Below are 15,725 nucleotides of genomic sequence, written 5' to 3'. Positions count from 1 at the left end.
ATGCCGGCCAACACCCTTGAAAATGGCATTGGAAAAAAGCGAAATGGTCGTGGAATCAATGATGCGAAGCTGTTTTATCCATTCTTCCGTGCCATTGCGTCGGCTGTCCGATGAAAGGATTCCTTTATTGACATCATACAGATAGCGGTATACCTCTTCAAAGAAGCTCTCCGGGCGTCTGGCATTTGCGTCAGACAGAGTGCTGCGCCTGAGAACAGTTTTAATTCCGACATGATGCAGTTTACGTACCTCCGCCGTCATGGCGGTCTCTATCTCACGCAATGAGTCGAACCGCTGTATCACGGCATAGAGCATCGTCAACAGGTGAGTGAAGCCGTCAAAACTCTTTATATACTTCTCTCCGCCGTGTTTTCGGCTGATTTCAACAATTTTTTCGCGGTCGAGCGATTTTATCAACTGCCCATATATCGGCTGTCCGAAGAAATTACTACTTTTGCTCATGGTTATTCATGGTTTGTTTGACGACACCAAAAATAACTAATTAGGGCTGACTCCTGCAAATGGTAATCGACTTTTGTCGCTTGCCTTAGCAAGAATCAGCCCTAATTTTTCAATCGCTCAAAAAAAGTTTAGCGGACAGTAATAATTATTTATGGAAATATGACTATCTTTACGGTGAAAAATTTAACCTTAGATTTATGAATCCGTTTGTGAAAATAGCTGTCGGCTTTTTGCCGATGTTGGGGGCGGCATTGTCGACCGGAGCTGTCGAGAATGATATGGTACAATTTGACATCCATGTCAACAAGCCCGGAGCCGATATTGCCCCGACCATGTATGGCCTCTTTTTTGAAGATATAAATTATGCTGCCGACGGCGGACTTTATGCCGAGATGATCAAGAACCGTTCGTTTGAGTTTCCCGACCGTCTCATGGGCTGGCGTTCGTTTGGCAAGGTGTCGGTTATGGATGACGGCCCGTTTGAGCGTAATCCCCACTATGTGAGGCTTATTTCGCCGGGCCATAGCGACAAACGCACCGGCCTGGACAATGAGGGATTTTTTGGCATAGCCTTTATGCAGGATTCTACTTATCGTTTCTCGATATGGGCTCGTCAGGTCTCCGACAAGCCGTCGCGTCTGCTCGTCGAACTTATTGAGCCCGATGCCGACGGAGAGTCTCAAGTGTGTGTCAGCGTGAAGATAAAAGTGTCATCGAAGGAGTGGAAAAAATACTCGGCAACATTGAAGCCTGACAGGACCGTTGCCAAGGGAGGACGTCTGCGCATATTTCTTGACTCACCCGAGGGGGTAGATGTCGAACATGTATCGCTCTTTCCGACCAATACCTGGCGCGGTCATGAGAACGGACTGAGGGCCGACCTTGCGACACTTCTTGCCGAGACAAAGCCCGGTGTGTTTCGTTTTCCGGGCGGATGTATAGTGGAGGGCACCGATCTCGCTACACGCTACCAGTGGAAAAATACTGTAGGCCCGGTCGAAAACCGACCACTCAACGAGAACCGCTGGCACTATACGTTTCCGCGACGCTTTTATCCTGACTATTATCAGAGCAACGGACTCGGATTTTATGAATATTTCCTGTTGTCGGAAGAGATGGGAGCTGCTCCGCTCCCGGTGATAAGCGTTGGGCTCGCCTGCCAGTATCAAAATCGTAATCCCGAGGCGCATGTGCCGGTAGATAGCCTGCAGCCCTATATACAGGACGCTCTCGATCTCATAGAGTTTGCCAACGGTGACACCACAACTGTCTGGGGCGCGCTACGTGCGGAGATGGGCCATCCGGCTCCGTTTGGCCTCAAATATCTTGCTGTTGGCAACGAGCAGTGGGGACCGGAATATGTGGAACGACTCACAAAGTTTGTCGACGCTCTCCGCTCGGCACATCCCGAGATTGAAATCGTCGGTTCGTCGGGGCCGCAGTCCGAGGGTGAACAGTTTGACTATCTATGGCCCGAGATGAAACGGCTAAAAGTCGACCTTGTCGACGAACATTTTTATCGTCCTGAGGACTGGTTTCTTTCTCAGGGCGCGCGATATGACAGCTATGACCGTAAGGGGCCAAAAGTGTTTGCCGGAGAATATGCATGTCATGGCAAAGGCTATAAGCGCAACCATTTCAACGCCGCTCTCTGCGAGGCCGCCTTTATGACCGGACTTGAGCGTAATGCCGACATTGTGCGCATGGCAACCTACGCACCGCTTTTTGCCCATGTCGAAGGGTGGCAGTGGCGGCCTGACATGATATGGTTTGACAATCTTCGCTCGGTGCCCACCGCAAGTTATTATGTGCAACAGCTTTATGGCACATACAAGGGTGCGCGTGTGCTCCCGCTCACAATGGCCGGCAAACCGGTTGCGGGAGCCGCAGATCAGCACGGACTCTTTGCATCGGCCGCTCTTGATGAATCGGGCCATTATATCATAAAGGTCGCCAACACATCGTCGCAGCCACGTGAAGTGAAATTCAACTTTGTGGGAATGAAGAAGAAAGCATCTCTTTCGGATGTCCGTATTATATATCTCCGCGCGGCTGACAAACGTGCCGAAAATACTCTTGACCGTCCCGATGCCGTGAAGCCTTACGAGACCTCCGCCAAAATATCGGGCCATGACTTCAGTGCTGTAGTGCAGCCCGAGTCATTTGCCGTATATATAGTCAGGTAAATCATAAGGGATACATAAATACAAAAGTCTCAAAAGTTTATATTGCTTTTGAGACTTTTGTATTTATGTATCTTCTCCCATTAGTGTCCACTAAAAAATCATAAGAGTACTTTGAAATTATTGAAATTCAATTTGTTGTGAGCGTTTTTGAGATGCGACGATTTGAAATTAACTTTGCAGTCTGAATCAGGCTGTTATGTTAAAAGACAAGTACGTTTTTGCTCAATTAGTCAAGTTCCTCGACAATGACAAGTTCCGTCATCTTGTGGATAAGTATGATGGCGACAAATATGTGAAGAGTTATACTTGTTGGAATCAACTACTTACGCTGATGTTCGGACAATTGTCAAATCGTGAGAGCCTTCGCGATCTCATCGTAGCGATGGAAGCCCATGCGGGGAAACTCTACCATCTCGGCATCGGAAAATCCGTGACGCGGAGTAATCTTAGCAAAGCTAACGAGCAACGCGATTACCGCATCTTTGAGGAGTTCGCTTTCTATATAATTGCGGAGGCGCGCAAGCGTAGGATACAGAAAATCTTTGAGCTTGACGGGCATGTCTATGCCTTTGACTCCACCACCATAGACCTGTGTCTATCGGTGTTTGAGTGGGCTAAGTTTCGCAAGCACAAGGGCGGAATCAAGATGCACACGCTTTACGATGTAGAGGCTCAAGTTCCTGCATTCGTGCATATTACCGAAGCAAAAGTCCATGATTCAAAGGCTATGCCGGAGATTCCGTATGAGAAGGGCGCGCACTATATCTTCGACCGTGGCTACAACGATTTCGGCAATCTTTACACGATAAATCGGATCGGTGCGTTCTTTGTCGTCAGGGCGAAAACCAATGTCCGGTTCAAGCCTGAGACATGGAAACGGAGGCTTCCCGAGAACGTTGTTTCAGACGCAATCGGCTACTTCACGGTTTATAAAAGCTCAAAGGATTACCCGGAAAAACTCCGTAAAGTAATCTGCATCGATCCCGAGGACGGTACCAGATACATATTCCTGACCAACAATCTGACTGCTTCCGCCGAGACAATCGCCGATCTATACCGCAACCGATGGAGCGTGGAACTGTTCTTCAAATGGATCAAGCAGCATCTGCGTATCAAGAAGTTCTGGGGAACATCAGAGAATGCAGTACGCATCCAAATCTATTGCGCTATAATTACTTATTGCCTTGTTGCAATCGTACAACACGATATGAAACTGGAACGGAGCATCTATGAAGTACTTCAGATTCTTGGAATCTCGCTGACTGACAAGACTCATCTGGGAGACCTCTTCGACAAATCGAATTTCAAAAATGTCAATGTTCTCTATGGTTCAAGTGAACCGAATTTATTTAATTTTTAACCCCGTCCATTTTTATTGGACAGTAGTGTCTTCCAATAATAACACATCAAACAATCATTTAGCACTATTAGTTTGTTTGTGTAATTGCGAGTGACTAATTTAGATTAATCATTTCTAATTGTAAAATTAATCATTTTTCTAAATATTACTAATGATTACTAAACACAAACAATCAAAAACTTCAAAAAATAATTGATATGAGCGAAGACAGACGCATAACAATGAGGCTAACCCGCATCGAGAACACACTCGAAGAGATAAAGCGCACGCTCCACGAGCCTGAGCCTCCCGACCGACTAATAACCGTCAACGAGGCAGCGGAGATACTTCACTGTACACCCCAGAGAGTGCGCGACTCAATCCACGAAGGCACTCTTGACGCCACACGCACGGGCCGACGCTATTTTCTGTCATATCACGATGTCAGACGGCGAGCGGGCTTCGAAATGATTGAAAAAAACGGAAGATCTGACTCTACTCATCTTTAATATCACAGCCATGACCAACAACCAGATACGCGAGATTGACTGCAAGTGTCTCAATGACTATCTCGCCACCATACCGCAGTCAAACCACCGCTTTTTCGTAAGGAAAGTAGTAGCCGAATGTGGCAACGGCATCAAGCAAAAGACATTCTACAACTGGAAGGCCGGTTATTGCCGCATACCGGATTTCTGCAAGGACATCATCGAGAAGATTGCAGGCTGCAGGGTCTTTCTCCGCGAACTGTATTCCGAGGGTGAAACCTGCATTTTCACGCCGCGCACTCCCCGGACAGAATCGAAACCTGATACCGGGAAGGCGTAATCAGCGTCCTGAAAATAATATAAGGAAACTCGATTACGGAAATGAACCTTTCATGGATACCAGTACTTCACCAACTGCGTTCAGTAGGCTGGCTATACAACGAAAGCAGGCTGTTCCATCTGTGGATGGAAATACTGTTTCGCGTCCAGAGGTCGAAGGACACATATCCTGTAAAGGGCATGTCTGTGGAGGTTCGTCCCGGGCAGTTCATTTCATCAACCCGAAGGCTCGCGGCCGCCATAAGCGTTGACAAGGATACTGTCGGGCGTTATCTGAAGATACTGGAGTCTCAGAAATGGATAGAACGCAAGGTTATGGGCAATGTCACCTTATATACAGTCCTCGTGATGGAGCAGATTCCCGGATTTACAATTAGGGAAGATACGGATTCTCCTACAATCGAAGAAGCGAAATCGCTCACGGTTGGGGACACTTCCGGGGACACTTTTGGGGACATAAATTATAATAATAAGAATAATAAAAATATTTCTTCTCCTCCCGCGCGCGAGGAAGAGTTTTTTGAAATTTTATTAAAGGATAAAGACGCGTTCAGGGAAATAGCTCTGGCTCTGCACTGCAAAGAAGAGAAACTTACGTCCATGTATCCGGACTTTGTTCAGGAAAGCCGTATCAAGGAGAAGAGATACGAGGCAGTCCTGCAATGCAAAGAACATTTTTTCAACTGGGCCCGCGCCCGCTTAGACAAGGAAAAAAGAGATGGCACAACCAATGCGAATAAACCCGGAGGAGGCAATCAGGGAAATAAAAGAGGCCGGCGAACGCCGCTCGAACCAGGCTGCGGACTTATCGAAGATTAACCGGTACAAGCAACTGTTCATAATCTGCGCAAGGAAGATATGTCCGGACTTCGAGATACGTGACGAATTGAAGGCCACCTATTCCGACATCGTACATTGGGCGATGATGGACTATGACGGGAATCTCGATCCGGACAAAGGGCTTTTCATCTGGGGAGAAGTCGGTACCGGGAAATCGACAATGCTGAGAATAATTCGGGAATTCTGCCGGATTGTAAGGCAGCCTGTAGACGGCATGATGTACTATTTCAGGATAAACAACGTGATAGACATCTGTGCTGATTATGCCGATGAATCCCCCAACGGAGGCTACCGTGCCATCAAGGAATACATCAACTGTCCCCGACAGGCCTTTGACGAATTGGGCAGTGAGACAAAGCCCACCGGCAGATGGGGAAACTTTGAGAATGTCATGCAGTATATTTTCCAAAGACGCTATGACAACCGTTTCCATCAGTTCACCCACGTCACCACCAACTACACGCCCGACCAGATAGCTGAATATTACGGCGCGAGAATATACGACCGCTTCAAGGAGATGTTCAATTTCGTTGCCCTGCGCGGACGCACTTTTAGAAAATCAACACAAAAAAATTACGAAAATGAGACACAGACAGAAAAAGACCCGGATAAACTGGGAGAAGAGACAGTTTGAACTTGCTTCGGCACTCTTCTATTACGATCTGCGACAAACCGCCGACCATGCACCGTCTTCCCGAATTGAGAATTGGCCGCTCTATGTGAGAGTGGCCGCAGAGATGGCTGTGGAGGCGGCAGATAAATTCATCAGGGAATATCGCCGTAGTATAGGCGGCAAGGATACGGGAGGTTCGTGCCATGCGCCTTGATTTCAAGAATATCATACCGGATGCCTTGTATTCAGTCAGCATGGCGAAGCGACTGCTGGGTATAGGACAGACCACAATTTACGAGTACATGAAAAAATGCCCGCCGGTGCTTCCTTATCAAAGGTCGAAAAACGGCTGGCACAGGCTCATTCTCGGCAGCGACATAATATCGCTGAAAGAGAACCCGCAGGTCAAACGTGGACGCAGACGAAAAAATCGGTAGGCTTTAGTTCAGACGGTACCAGGGAAGGTCGAAAAGGATACGTTCTTTTTCGGCCTCGGCTGAGAGGTCGAAAGCGAGAAGCCATGCGCGGGTGCGCATGTCGTCCATGTCGGCTATTGCCTGGCTGTGACGTGACGGCGTGAGCGGTCCGGCTGACTCCAGCCACTCTGCGGCATATCGCTCGGGGTCGAGTGTATCGACGAAGGAGATGATCTCGTCAACGAGTGAGCCGACACGTCCTCCGCAAAGCTCGGCGGTGAAGCTGAACAGCAATCCGCCGAGCGTCTGGCGTTGAAAGTCGAAATAATAGGAACCATCGGCCGAGGCAGTCACCGAGACTGCCCAACCATTCTTGACCGCTATCTTGATTATATCACTATGTAACATGCCTGCTTTGTTTTTAATTGGGTACAATTCCGCACATCCAGACCTGCCATGTCCGTGATGGATATGGCAGGTCGCTTTTATGGCTTTAAGGGAAAAATCAGTATTCTTCCGGCACCTCCATTCCCTTTACCGCGTCCAAAAGTTCTTCAATCATCTTCTCTGTAGCCTCCATGTCTTCAAGCACGGCTCTCATGCGGTATGGCGCGCCACGTTTGCCGTGTCCGTTATGGTCGAGCCATAGATAAGTCTCGGAGTCAACATCGAAACACTCATAGTAATTGTCAATGTCCTCGATAAGAGAGTTGATGTTGGCGCATTTCATTGTGGCGTTGAAAGAAAAGTCACGTCCGGCAGGACTGTATTTGCCAAACTCAAATTCACTTTTCTGCTCCTTGTAGATGATGCCCGCTTCCACATGCCAGCCTTTGGCTTCGGCACAAGCAACCACCGCGTCTGTCAAATCGTCGATATACATAGTCTGTAGGTGTTTATGTCAGCCGTGGTAGAGAGTACCACGGCTGACGGGTTTCTTAATCTTCAAGCCTTGAGAGGAGTTGTTGCAGGCGATAATCCTTAATATCTTTCAACGCGGTTGGCTTGAAATCCGGCACTTGCGTAACTTGGAGTATGCCAAATCCATATGATGTGAGGTTGAGTTCAATCTCAGAGAGTTCTTTCAACGACACATAGCCGTATTCATCTTCAAGCAAGCCAATTACTATGCCGAACATGATGGTGTCATCACCCTCTCTTTCGCCCTCAAGTATGTACCAACAGGCAGAGCCAATTGCGAAGATTGCACGGCAAATCGCTTCTTTTCGTTTGCCGTCCTGGGAGTAAAGGGGGAAGCCATTTAAGGCTTCCTCCAGTTGTGGTGTCTGTAATCTGCACATATCAGTCAAATTCTATTTCGTCATCGTATAGTTCTATTCTTGCACCGCTGCCCAATTCAATGATGAAGCGGTAGCCGTTGCGTCCTGTTATTGTTCCTCTGTGGTAGCCTCGCCACGGCTCTTTGAGTTCACACTGCCGTCCGTATTCGGGGAAATCGGTATCTTCCATGTCATTATCTATTTTTGAGTTTTATATAATCTGCGTCATATACGAGGTCACAGTCAACAAGATGTCCGTAAGCCTCGTCAGCGATACGCGAAGCCCACTCGTTGCTGTCATCATAACGACCCTTGCGGTAGTTGTGTGCAAGAGCCTTCATGTAGCCCATGAACACCTTGAAAGCCTGCTGTTGGAGATAGCGGTGCATGGTGGTCATAGCCATGCCGGTCTTTTCAGTGCTGCTCACTCTGCCATTGACAAAGTTTTCAAACGATGCCACAAACGCCTTGTCGTCCTCGGCGATATTCATAAAGTCTATGTCTGTATTCATGTCGGGTGGGATTTAGATTGTTGCCTGATTGTATATTTGGGGTTCCGGCGACACATTATAGATATAGTCGCCACAGCGCACTAAAAGGCAGTTCTGCCCGTAATAGAGCTTCCTCATACCTCGCACGCTCCCTGTCTTGTGGAAGTTCGGAAAGCGGCTGATGCCTACTCGCTTGCCCTCTTCGATTGTCATTCGTTTTACTCTCATAGTTCCTTAATTTCTGAGGTTTAATTCTTTCTCCCTTTTGTGAAGCTCTTTTGAGCTTCTTCGGCAGGGCTGGCCGTTTTTCGTGCAACCTACAGCTGCGGCCATGAGGGTGCATAAGGCAAGGGTGGAGTCGGCGGCAAGACCGGGATACCCAAATTTTGGAGGTATGAGAAAATTTGAAACCGAATGCTCGGTTTCGAGCTGAAGGTTGTGGAGGCTCACGGTCGCGGACGCCGACGGAAAGCGCAGCGGCACTTGACGTTGCTCACGGACGCAGTAATTTCGCACAGAAAAACGTCAATCCTGACGGCAGCGAATAATTCACAGGAAAATCCATCTATGACTTACAAAAGTGTCGTCTATACTCAAATACAGTAAACTAAAGTCCCATAACAGGCTGGTTAAACCCAAACTCATCGAATCATTAAACTTGTCAATCTTGATTATTATGAGTAATTTTGCAAACTTTTAATATCTGAACATTAAGCGTTTGTGATTGACAATGACAACCAAGGAATTTGAAATATTCTTCCGGAAGCTGTACCTGCCGCTTGGCATGTACGCCCTCCGCATTGTCGATGACGCCGATGTTGCAGAGGATATGGTGCAGGACGCTTTTCTTAATACATGGGAAAGACTGGAGGGAGGATTGGAAATATCAAATTTCAAGGCATTCATGTATAGAAGCGTGCGCAACGAATGTCTTTCATATCTTTCGTCATTAAAAGAGAAAGTAGGTGAAGAGTTTATTCCGGAGGCAGGAGAAGAGGAGATTGACACCTCCTTCCGCGATGCGAGAATCTGGAAAGCAATAGATGAATTGCCTGAGAAATGTCGGGAGATATTTCTGATGAGTAAGCGTGACGGGTATTCCAACGAGGAGATAGCCGATGAACTCGGCATATCCATAAAGACAGTCAAGAATCAGATGACCAAGGCTTTCAGCCGTCTGCGCGAGGCGTTGAACAGTGGACACAAACCGTTCTTTCTCCCCTTCCTATAATTTTTTTGAAAAAATTTTCTTTTTGGGATAGGACTTTTTCGGGACTGTCCGGTCATAGGTGTGAACAATGGATATTCACATCATGAAGAAAATACTTTTCATACTGACAATGATACTTGCAACGGCAACGGCCGGGGCAAGACAACCCAACAAAGGCTATCGCGGATTTCTGGACTGGAGCAGCAGCGTCCGTTCCGACAGGCTCGGCTTTATAACTATAGACGGGTCGTTTGAGACATACCGTGACAATACATTCTATACAGGGTTCTCCACGTCACATGGCTATCAGATAAATCCTATATTCTTCGTGGGAGCAGGTCTCGGCATGGAACGTTGTGGCGAATGGGACAGTTGGATAGCCCCGGTCTTTATGCAAGGACGCGCTGATTTTTCATTCGGAAAATTCACCCCTTTCGGCGATTTGCGTATTGGTTACAATGTCGCCAACGGAGGAGGCATCTATGTCTCACCGACGGTAGGATACCGTTTCAACTGGGGTCGTAAAATGGGGGTGAATCTCGGACTGGGCATGAGTATTGCCGGATATACCTCTGAAGTTTATGAGGGGACGCAAACCGCTCCAGACTCCTATGAAATCCAGTATGTAGGCAAGAAGCACGGCTCAAGTATCTATTTCACATTCCGTGTTGGTATAGATTTTTAAGATTATGGAAAACAAAGAGATTAAATTCATCGCAGACAGATACAAGAAGGGAAGATTCTCCACCGACAAGGCGTGGAACAGTCTCGGCATACGCCCCTTTTCGATATGGAGAAAGTACCGTGTGGCTGCGGCAGTCTCGGCAGCAGTTGTCCTCACCGCATCGGCGGCCATCATCTACAAAGCAAGCACAGCTCCGTCAATATTATCGGGAACTGAGGTGACCGCACCTATTGAAACAGATAAAGATGTGGTAAAGGCAATCGACTTTGAGAACACTCCGCTTACAGTGGTAGTGGAGAAAATCAATGAAACGTATAATGTCAAGGTGACGGGGTTGCCTGAATCACCGGAAGAATACCGGCTCTCACTTCACTATGAGGGAACCGCCTCCGATCTTGTGGAGACAATCAACGAAATATTGGGAACGGAACTGACGGTCAAGAATCAATGAAAAAGTATATACCATTCATAATAATGCTTCTTCTGCCAATCATTCTCCAAGCGCAGAATGTTACTATCAGGGCTGTGAACCAACCGGCGGCAATAGTGTTCCGTTCCATCGTTGAGCAGACGGGCATGAACTTCGTCTATTCTTCTGAACTGCTTAAAGACATGAAAGTGTCGGTAACCGTCAAGGATAAATCCTTGAAACATACTCTTTCGGAGATATTCAAAGGTTCCGATATTGAATACAGGATAAAAGGGAAAAACGTGATTCTGACCAGACGGCAGCCAAAGAAGAAAGAGGACAAGAAAGTTGCCAAGCGTCAGAATGTCACATTGTACCCGTCCTCCATTACAGTTCCGAAAATGCTTGAAGAGGTTGTCGTTGTCTCCAGACTTGAGGCTCCAGCGGTTGAGACAGCCGAGATAGGCGCGAAGAAACTTACCGCGCAGGAGATTATCAATACTCCGGTGATGTTCGGCGAAAGCGATGTGATAAAGGCGTTGCAGATGCAGCCGGGAATATCAGAGGGTCAGGAAGGTCTGGCGGGAATGAATGTACACGGAGGAAATGCCGACGAGAATCTCTGTATGCTCGACAATGTTCCTCTCTATCAGGTCAATCACTTTGCCGGGTTGTTTTCTGCGTTCAACGCCGAGGCCATCAGATATATCGACTTTTTCAAGTCGTCGATACCTGCCAAATATGACGGACGATTGTCCTCGTACCTTGATGTGCGTACCAAGAACGGCAATCCCGATGGGCACCACGGCTCGGCTAAACTCGGACTCACATCAGGCTCTTTCAATATAGACGGCCCGATCGGAAGACGCACAACCTATTCCGTGGCGTTGCGCCGTTCATGGTTCGATGTGTTGTCGATACCTATGCTGGCGATAATCAACTCCTCAAGTGATGATGAAAAAATCAGATTCCGCTATGCATTCATGGATCTCAACGCGAAAGTGACACACCGATTTTCAAACAACGCCACAGCGTTCGCATCGGTATATTTCGGGAACGATGTCCTCAGGACCGGCTCATCCGACAAAGAACAGCCTCAGACCGGCTGGTATGACGATGACAAGGCCGATTTCAATTGGGGGAACCTTGTAGCGCAGACCGGGCTGAATTATAAATTCAAGCCGGAAATGTCCGCCGAGTTCACAGCCGCCTATACCCGTTATTTTTCGGGTATGACGCATGATTGGCTTTCAAAGGAGACAACTGGAGAGAATACGGTTGAATCACATTCCGTCACCAAGACACGCAACAACATCAACGACTGGATATTCCGAGCTGATTTTGACTGGCGTCCCGGTGAAACCAACCGCGTCCGTTTTGGTGGAGGTTATACGTTGCACTCCTTTCTTCCGGCAAGGACAAACCGCAATTATACAGTTGGTACCACGCAGATTGTTACCCGTGATTCTACGTGGACATACACAGCGAATGAGGCAAATGCCTATATTGAGGATGACTGGAGAATAAATGACCACTTCCGCACCAACGCAGGGCTGCATCTGTCGCTGTTCAATATCGACGGCAAGACAAATTACGGCATTGCGCCACGTTTGTCACTCAGCTACCGGCCAAACGAACATTGGGCTGTAAAGGCCGCCTACGCCCGGACAAACCAGTATGTTCATCAACTTTCTCAGACGTATCTGTCGCTGCCTACCGACCAATGGGTTCCCATTACCGGAAAGTTCAGGCCACAGAATGCCGACAAAGTTTCTCTCGGTCTTTATTGGCGGTCTGATAACCGGATGTTCGCAGCTTCCATAGAAGGATATTACAAAATAATGCGCAATCTTGTGGATTACTGCGACGAGTATTATCTTCAACCCCCTACCGAGATGTGGAACGCCCAGCTCTGTTCCGGCAAAGGAACAGCCAAAGGCTTTGACTTCAAGGTTGAAAAACAGTTCGGAAAACTTACCGGACATATAGCCTATTCACTCGCTTGGTCTGACCGCACTTTCCCTGACAAGAACAACGGTCTGACATTCCCGGCACGTTTCGACAACAGACACACTGTAAACATTCTCGTCAATTGGAATATAAGCAAGAAAGTAAGTCTCAATGCAGCATGGACCGGACATTCCGGCAACCGTTTCACGCTGCTCCCGCAAGTGTGGGATGCCCCCGAATTCGGGAACAGTTATGTCGGCGACGAATCACCGTTAAAGACACGGATCAACAACTATCAGTTGCCGTTCTACCATCGCCTTGACCTCTCATGCACAGTCAGGAACAAAAGAGGCTATTGGACATTCAGTCTGTTCAACGCATACTGCCACATGAACACTGTGGCGATAAGGCGTACTTACACCAACTCCAATCGTCCGGTGTTCCAGAAAGTAAAACTTTTACCGATAATCCCCTCCATTTCATACACATGGCAATTCTAAGATACATACTTCCCATATTGGCGGCAACTCTTCTGACAGGTTGCTATGAGGATTTTAGTCCTGAGATAGATACCAGGCCTGTACTATGTCTGAACTCGCTGATTACAGCCGGTGAACCGATAGAAGTAAAGGTATCGCACACATGGATGTTCAATGACGAGAAGGGCAAGAGCAACCATGAAGTGACCGATGCAAGTATTACCATACTTGCCAACGAGAGGATTGTGGGAAGTGACTACCTCCCCAGAGAAGGAGATAAAATCCGTATTATGGCAGAAAGTCCGACATACGGCAGTGCTATGGCGGAAGTTACAGTGCCATATGCCACTCCGATAGGTAAAGTGAAATTCACGCCCGTTGTCACAAGTATATGGAAAGGCGATGAGGATTTCTTTCACTACGAGATGCTTGCCGACATTATATTCAACCTTAATATTGAAATGGATGTCAATGACCCGGCTGGAACTGACAACTATTATCATTTCGGATACAACTGGTTTGGTTCAGATACTGACGGTTCGCCGACACTGTCAATCAGACAATTCGAGTATAATTCCGAGCCGATATTCAAAGAACACATCGGAGTATTTGAGACCGTTATGGGCAATGACGAGGATACTCAATTTGTATTTTTTTCCGACCGCCAGTTCTCAGGAAAAACCTATACGCTTCATCTCAATTTTTCAGACAACTCCTTTCATGTCGAGTCGCAGGAGTATCATGAGTCTCTGCTTGAATGTGGTTTGAATCTCTATCTTACCACGGTCTCACAGAGTTACTACAACTGGGCGGTGTATAAATGGAATGCAGATGAAGGTATCATAGGTGACCTTTCGGACATAGGTCTCGCTGAATCAAAATGGGGCTACAGCAATGTTTCCACGGGTGCAGGTGTCGTGGCAGCACAATCATCGGCAAAATATACCATAGATTTGAAAGAATTTCTTGAAAGGATTGTAAATCAATCAAACGCCATAAGATGAAAAGAATGAAGTTATTGATTATGTCTATTGGCATAATCATAATGTCGGCAGTGTTCACGTCGTGCGAAGGTATTGACGGTCCTGATCCTCCACCTAAAATAGCCGAAATGATAATCCATCTTGAATATGACGGATTGGAGGATTTTCAGGGAGAATTATCTCGGATAGGGATATTTGTCACAGATGAAAACGACAGTTTTATTGTGCGCCATGCAGACGAAATCAATGACAATATGATTATTTATAACGTCACGCCCGGTATATATGTAATCAGTGCCGAATATATAATTCCCGATACAGATAACATTATCCTTGGTAGCACCCACGTGGAATTGAAGGGGAGCCTTGACATTCCATTAAAAATAGATTTCAATAAAATTCAAATACAAAACAATAAATAAGATGAACAGAATTTTTTTAATCGCAGCCGTGATTCTTTCGGCTCTATCATTCGCCTCATGCAGTGATGATGCTCCCGCTCAGTTAATATGGGAGTTCTCAAACTACGACAACAAAGAGATAACCGCTGTCTATGCGCCGGATTATGTCAATCAGGTGCAGATCGTGGCAAAGCCTGATTGCAGTGGCGACATAACGCTCAAGTGTACTAACTACACATCACTCTCTTTCAAAGGCAATAATGCAGACGGCTCTTTCAAGAGCGCATCGACCGGTTGCGCTGTCACCAAAGTCAACGACAATACGTTGAGAATATCTTTCACCCCGATTGAAGATGTCGGGGCAGAAGGTATCTATGACACATTCATTGTGGAAGGAATCAGTGGCAAAAACATGAATTCCACCAATATCTCTGTCGGAAGAATCTGTAATGAAAAGCAGAATTAAAACGGACGTAGTCTTTATTGTTATCTTCTTGGTTCTGTTGGTGACATCCTCTTGCGCCACAGTGCGTCTGAACCCATCCAACAGAGCCGGGCAAGTGACAGTAACATTCGACAAAACAATAAAATAGCCATATAGAATAATGAAATATCCCTTTTCCGGGATAAGCATTCTTATGCTTATCTCAGCCTTTCTGTTGCCTTCTTGCAAAGAGGATTATACCCCGATTCAGACAAATTCAAAGTCGTGCGCTATTGAGATTGAATGTATTGGAGCGTCAGGAGAAAATCTGCTCGCAGACAAATCCTTCACAGGCAAAATCAAGGTAGAAGGTGACAACTCACATAGCAATGTGAAATTCACAGTCAGCAACAACCGCCTATGCTTCGAAGCCGACTTACCTGATCAGAACGACATGAAATGGTCTAAAGACCGTCGGGAAGCCACCGGTATATCTAAAATGACGATAAAATTCGGAAAACAGAAAGCATCGTTAAAATGCTTTTTGAAATACACCGCCAACAGACCTCCGGCGGCGGCAGGCGGCACGCTTGTTTGCGAACAGGTAGAATATGCAAAGCAAACGCATAAAAGGAGCGGTAGTGCTGTGAATTTCGTCATCCGCTTCAATAAAAACGGAAAAATCAACTAATTTCAATAATAACCCGATAATGAGATTATTAATATTAAT

At 46.8% G+C, this 15,725-nt stretch carries 22 protein-coding genes; 15 read left to right on the top strand and 7 right to left on the bottom strand.

Going from position 1 to position 15,725, the window contains the following annotated elements:
- Positions 1–462: DUF4372 domain-containing protein (locus tag QGT73_RS02445; RefSeq protein ID WP_280121269.1), on the bottom strand; the 462-nt coding region annotated here is incomplete at its 3' end.
- Between the two features lie 197 nt (positions 463–659).
- Here QGT73_RS02445 and QGT73_RS02440 point away from each other — a divergent pair.
- The 7 genes from QGT73_RS02440 (at position 660) to QGT73_RS02410 (ending at position 6,481) form a co-directional block, all read left to right on the top strand.
- Positions 660–2,648 carry an alpha-L-arabinofuranosidase C-terminal domain-containing protein gene (locus tag QGT73_RS02440; RefSeq protein WP_280121268.1) on the top strand — a complete coding sequence of 663 codons (1,989 nt, stop codon included), beginning with the start codon at positions 660–662 and terminating at the stop codon, positions 2,646–2,648.
- A 196-nt stretch (positions 2,649–2,844) separates the two neighbouring features.
- A complete protein-coding gene (locus tag QGT73_RS02435) occupies positions 2,845–4,008 on the top strand; it encodes an IS4 family transposase (protein ID WP_280121267.1) in 1,164 nt (387 codons plus the stop codon).
- Between the two features lie 197 nt (positions 4,009–4,205).
- The gene (locus tag QGT73_RS02430) at positions 4,206–4,496 is read left to right on the top strand and encodes a helix-turn-helix domain-containing protein (protein ID WP_280121266.1); all 291 of its coding nucleotides are present in this window, start codon (positions 4,206–4,208) and stop codon (positions 4,494–4,496) included.
- Positions 4,459–4,815 (top strand): hypothetical protein, encoded by a 357-nt coding sequence (locus QGT73_RS02425; protein WP_280121265.1) that lies wholly within the window; start codon positions 4,459–4,461, stop codon positions 4,813–4,815. The genes QGT73_RS02430 and QGT73_RS02425 overlap by 38 nt, the downstream gene beginning before the upstream one ends.
- A 125-nt stretch (positions 4,816–4,940) precedes the next feature.
- Complete coding sequence (locus QGT73_RS02420; protein ID WP_280121264.1) at positions 4,941–5,633, top strand: hypothetical protein; 693 nt, start codon at positions 4,941–4,943, stop codon at positions 5,631–5,633.
- Entirely contained in the window at positions 5,545–6,288 is a 744-nt protein-coding gene (locus QGT73_RS02415; RefSeq protein WP_280121263.1) for a P-loop NTPase family protein, read from the top strand. Before QGT73_RS02420 ends, QGT73_RS02415 begins: the two co-directional genes overlap by 89 nt.
- Entirely contained in the window at positions 6,236–6,481 is a 246-nt protein-coding gene (locus tag QGT73_RS02410) for a hypothetical protein (protein WP_280121262.1), read from the top strand. Before QGT73_RS02415 ends, QGT73_RS02410 begins: the two co-directional genes overlap by 53 nt.
- Positions 6,482–6,707: 226 nt before the next feature.
- Here QGT73_RS02410 and QGT73_RS02405 read toward each other — a convergent pair whose 3' ends face one another.
- From QGT73_RS02405 to QGT73_RS02380, 6 genes are all read right to left on the bottom strand, one after another.
- Positions 6,708–7,091: a hypothetical protein gene (locus tag QGT73_RS02405; protein ID WP_280121261.1), complete on the bottom strand. Its 384-nt coding sequence runs from the start codon at positions 7,089–7,091 to the stop codon at positions 6,708–6,710.
- Positions 7,092–7,188: 97 nt separating this feature from the next.
- Positions 7,189–7,566 carry a hypothetical protein gene (locus QGT73_RS02400; protein WP_280121260.1) on the bottom strand — a complete coding sequence of 126 codons (378 nt, stop codon included), beginning with the start codon at positions 7,564–7,566 and terminating at the stop codon, positions 7,189–7,191.
- A 55-nt stretch (positions 7,567–7,621) separates the two neighbouring features.
- The gene (locus QGT73_RS02395; protein ID WP_280121259.1) at positions 7,622–7,984 is read right to left on the bottom strand and encodes a hypothetical protein; all 363 of its coding nucleotides are present in this window, start codon (positions 7,982–7,984) and stop codon (positions 7,622–7,624) included.
- A gap of 1 nt (position 7,985) precedes the next feature.
- The gene (locus tag QGT73_RS02390; protein WP_280121258.1) at positions 7,986–8,153 is read right to left on the bottom strand and encodes a glyoxalase; all 168 of its coding nucleotides are present in this window, start codon (positions 8,151–8,153) and stop codon (positions 7,986–7,988) included.
- A gap of 4 nt (positions 8,154–8,157) precedes the next feature.
- Positions 8,158–8,475, bottom strand: a complete 318-nt coding sequence (locus tag QGT73_RS02385; protein ID WP_280121257.1) for a sulfide:quinone reductase — start codon at positions 8,473–8,475, stop codon at positions 8,158–8,160.
- Positions 8,476–8,487: 12 nt separating this feature from the next.
- Complete coding sequence (locus tag QGT73_RS02380; RefSeq protein ID WP_280121256.1) at positions 8,488–8,682, bottom strand: hypothetical protein; 195 nt, start codon at positions 8,680–8,682, stop codon at positions 8,488–8,490.
- A 502-nt stretch (positions 8,683–9,184) separates the two neighbouring features.
- Here QGT73_RS02380 and QGT73_RS02375 point away from each other — a divergent pair.
- The 8 genes from QGT73_RS02375 to QGT73_RS02340 all read left to right on the top strand — a co-directional run bounded on the left by QGT73_RS02375 (position 9,185) and on the right by QGT73_RS02340 (position 15,686).
- Entirely contained in the window at positions 9,185–9,685 is a 501-nt protein-coding gene (locus QGT73_RS02375) for an RNA polymerase sigma-70 factor (protein WP_280121255.1), read from the top strand.
- A gap of 82 nt (positions 9,686–9,767) precedes the next feature.
- On the top strand, positions 9,768–10,349 hold the full coding sequence (locus QGT73_RS02370) for a hypothetical protein (protein ID WP_280121254.1): 582 nt from the start codon (positions 9,768–9,770) through the stop codon (positions 10,347–10,349).
- 4 nt (positions 10,350–10,353) lie between these two features.
- Complete coding sequence (locus QGT73_RS02365; RefSeq protein WP_280121253.1) at positions 10,354–10,800, top strand: hypothetical protein; 447 nt, start codon at positions 10,354–10,356, stop codon at positions 10,798–10,800.
- The gene (locus QGT73_RS02360) at positions 10,797–13,208 is read left to right on the top strand and encodes a TonB-dependent receptor domain-containing protein (protein ID WP_280121252.1); all 2,412 of its coding nucleotides are present in this window, start codon (positions 10,797–10,799) and stop codon (positions 13,206–13,208) included. The genes QGT73_RS02365 and QGT73_RS02360 overlap by 4 nt, the downstream gene beginning before the upstream one ends.
- The gene (locus QGT73_RS02355; RefSeq protein ID WP_280121251.1) at positions 13,196–14,191 is read left to right on the top strand and encodes a DUF4249 domain-containing protein; all 996 of its coding nucleotides are present in this window, start codon (positions 13,196–13,198) and stop codon (positions 14,189–14,191) included. Before QGT73_RS02360 ends, QGT73_RS02355 begins: the two co-directional genes overlap by 13 nt.
- The gene (locus QGT73_RS02350) at positions 14,188–14,592 is read left to right on the top strand and encodes a hypothetical protein (RefSeq protein ID WP_280121250.1); all 405 of its coding nucleotides are present in this window, start codon (positions 14,188–14,190) and stop codon (positions 14,590–14,592) included. Before QGT73_RS02355 ends, QGT73_RS02350 begins: the two co-directional genes overlap by 4 nt.
- 1 nt (position 14,593) lies before the next feature.
- Positions 14,594–15,037, top strand: a complete 444-nt coding sequence (locus tag QGT73_RS02345; protein WP_280121249.1) for a hypothetical protein — start codon at positions 14,594–14,596, stop codon at positions 15,035–15,037.
- A 139-nt stretch (positions 15,038–15,176) separates the two neighbouring features.
- A complete protein-coding gene (locus QGT73_RS02340) occupies positions 15,177–15,686 on the top strand; it encodes a hypothetical protein (protein WP_280121248.1) in 510 nt (169 codons plus the stop codon).
- The last annotated feature ends 39 nt before the right edge of the window (positions 15,687–15,725 follow it).

Origin of the sequence: Duncaniella muricolitica, from assembly GCF_910574735.1 — a bacterium.
Classification (GTDB): Bacteria; Bacteroidota; Bacteroidia; order Bacteroidales; family Muribaculaceae; genus Duncaniella; species Duncaniella muricolitica.
The sequence above is the reverse complement of the archived record's forward strand: the minus strand, read 5'-3'. Positions and strand labels throughout refer to the sequence as shown.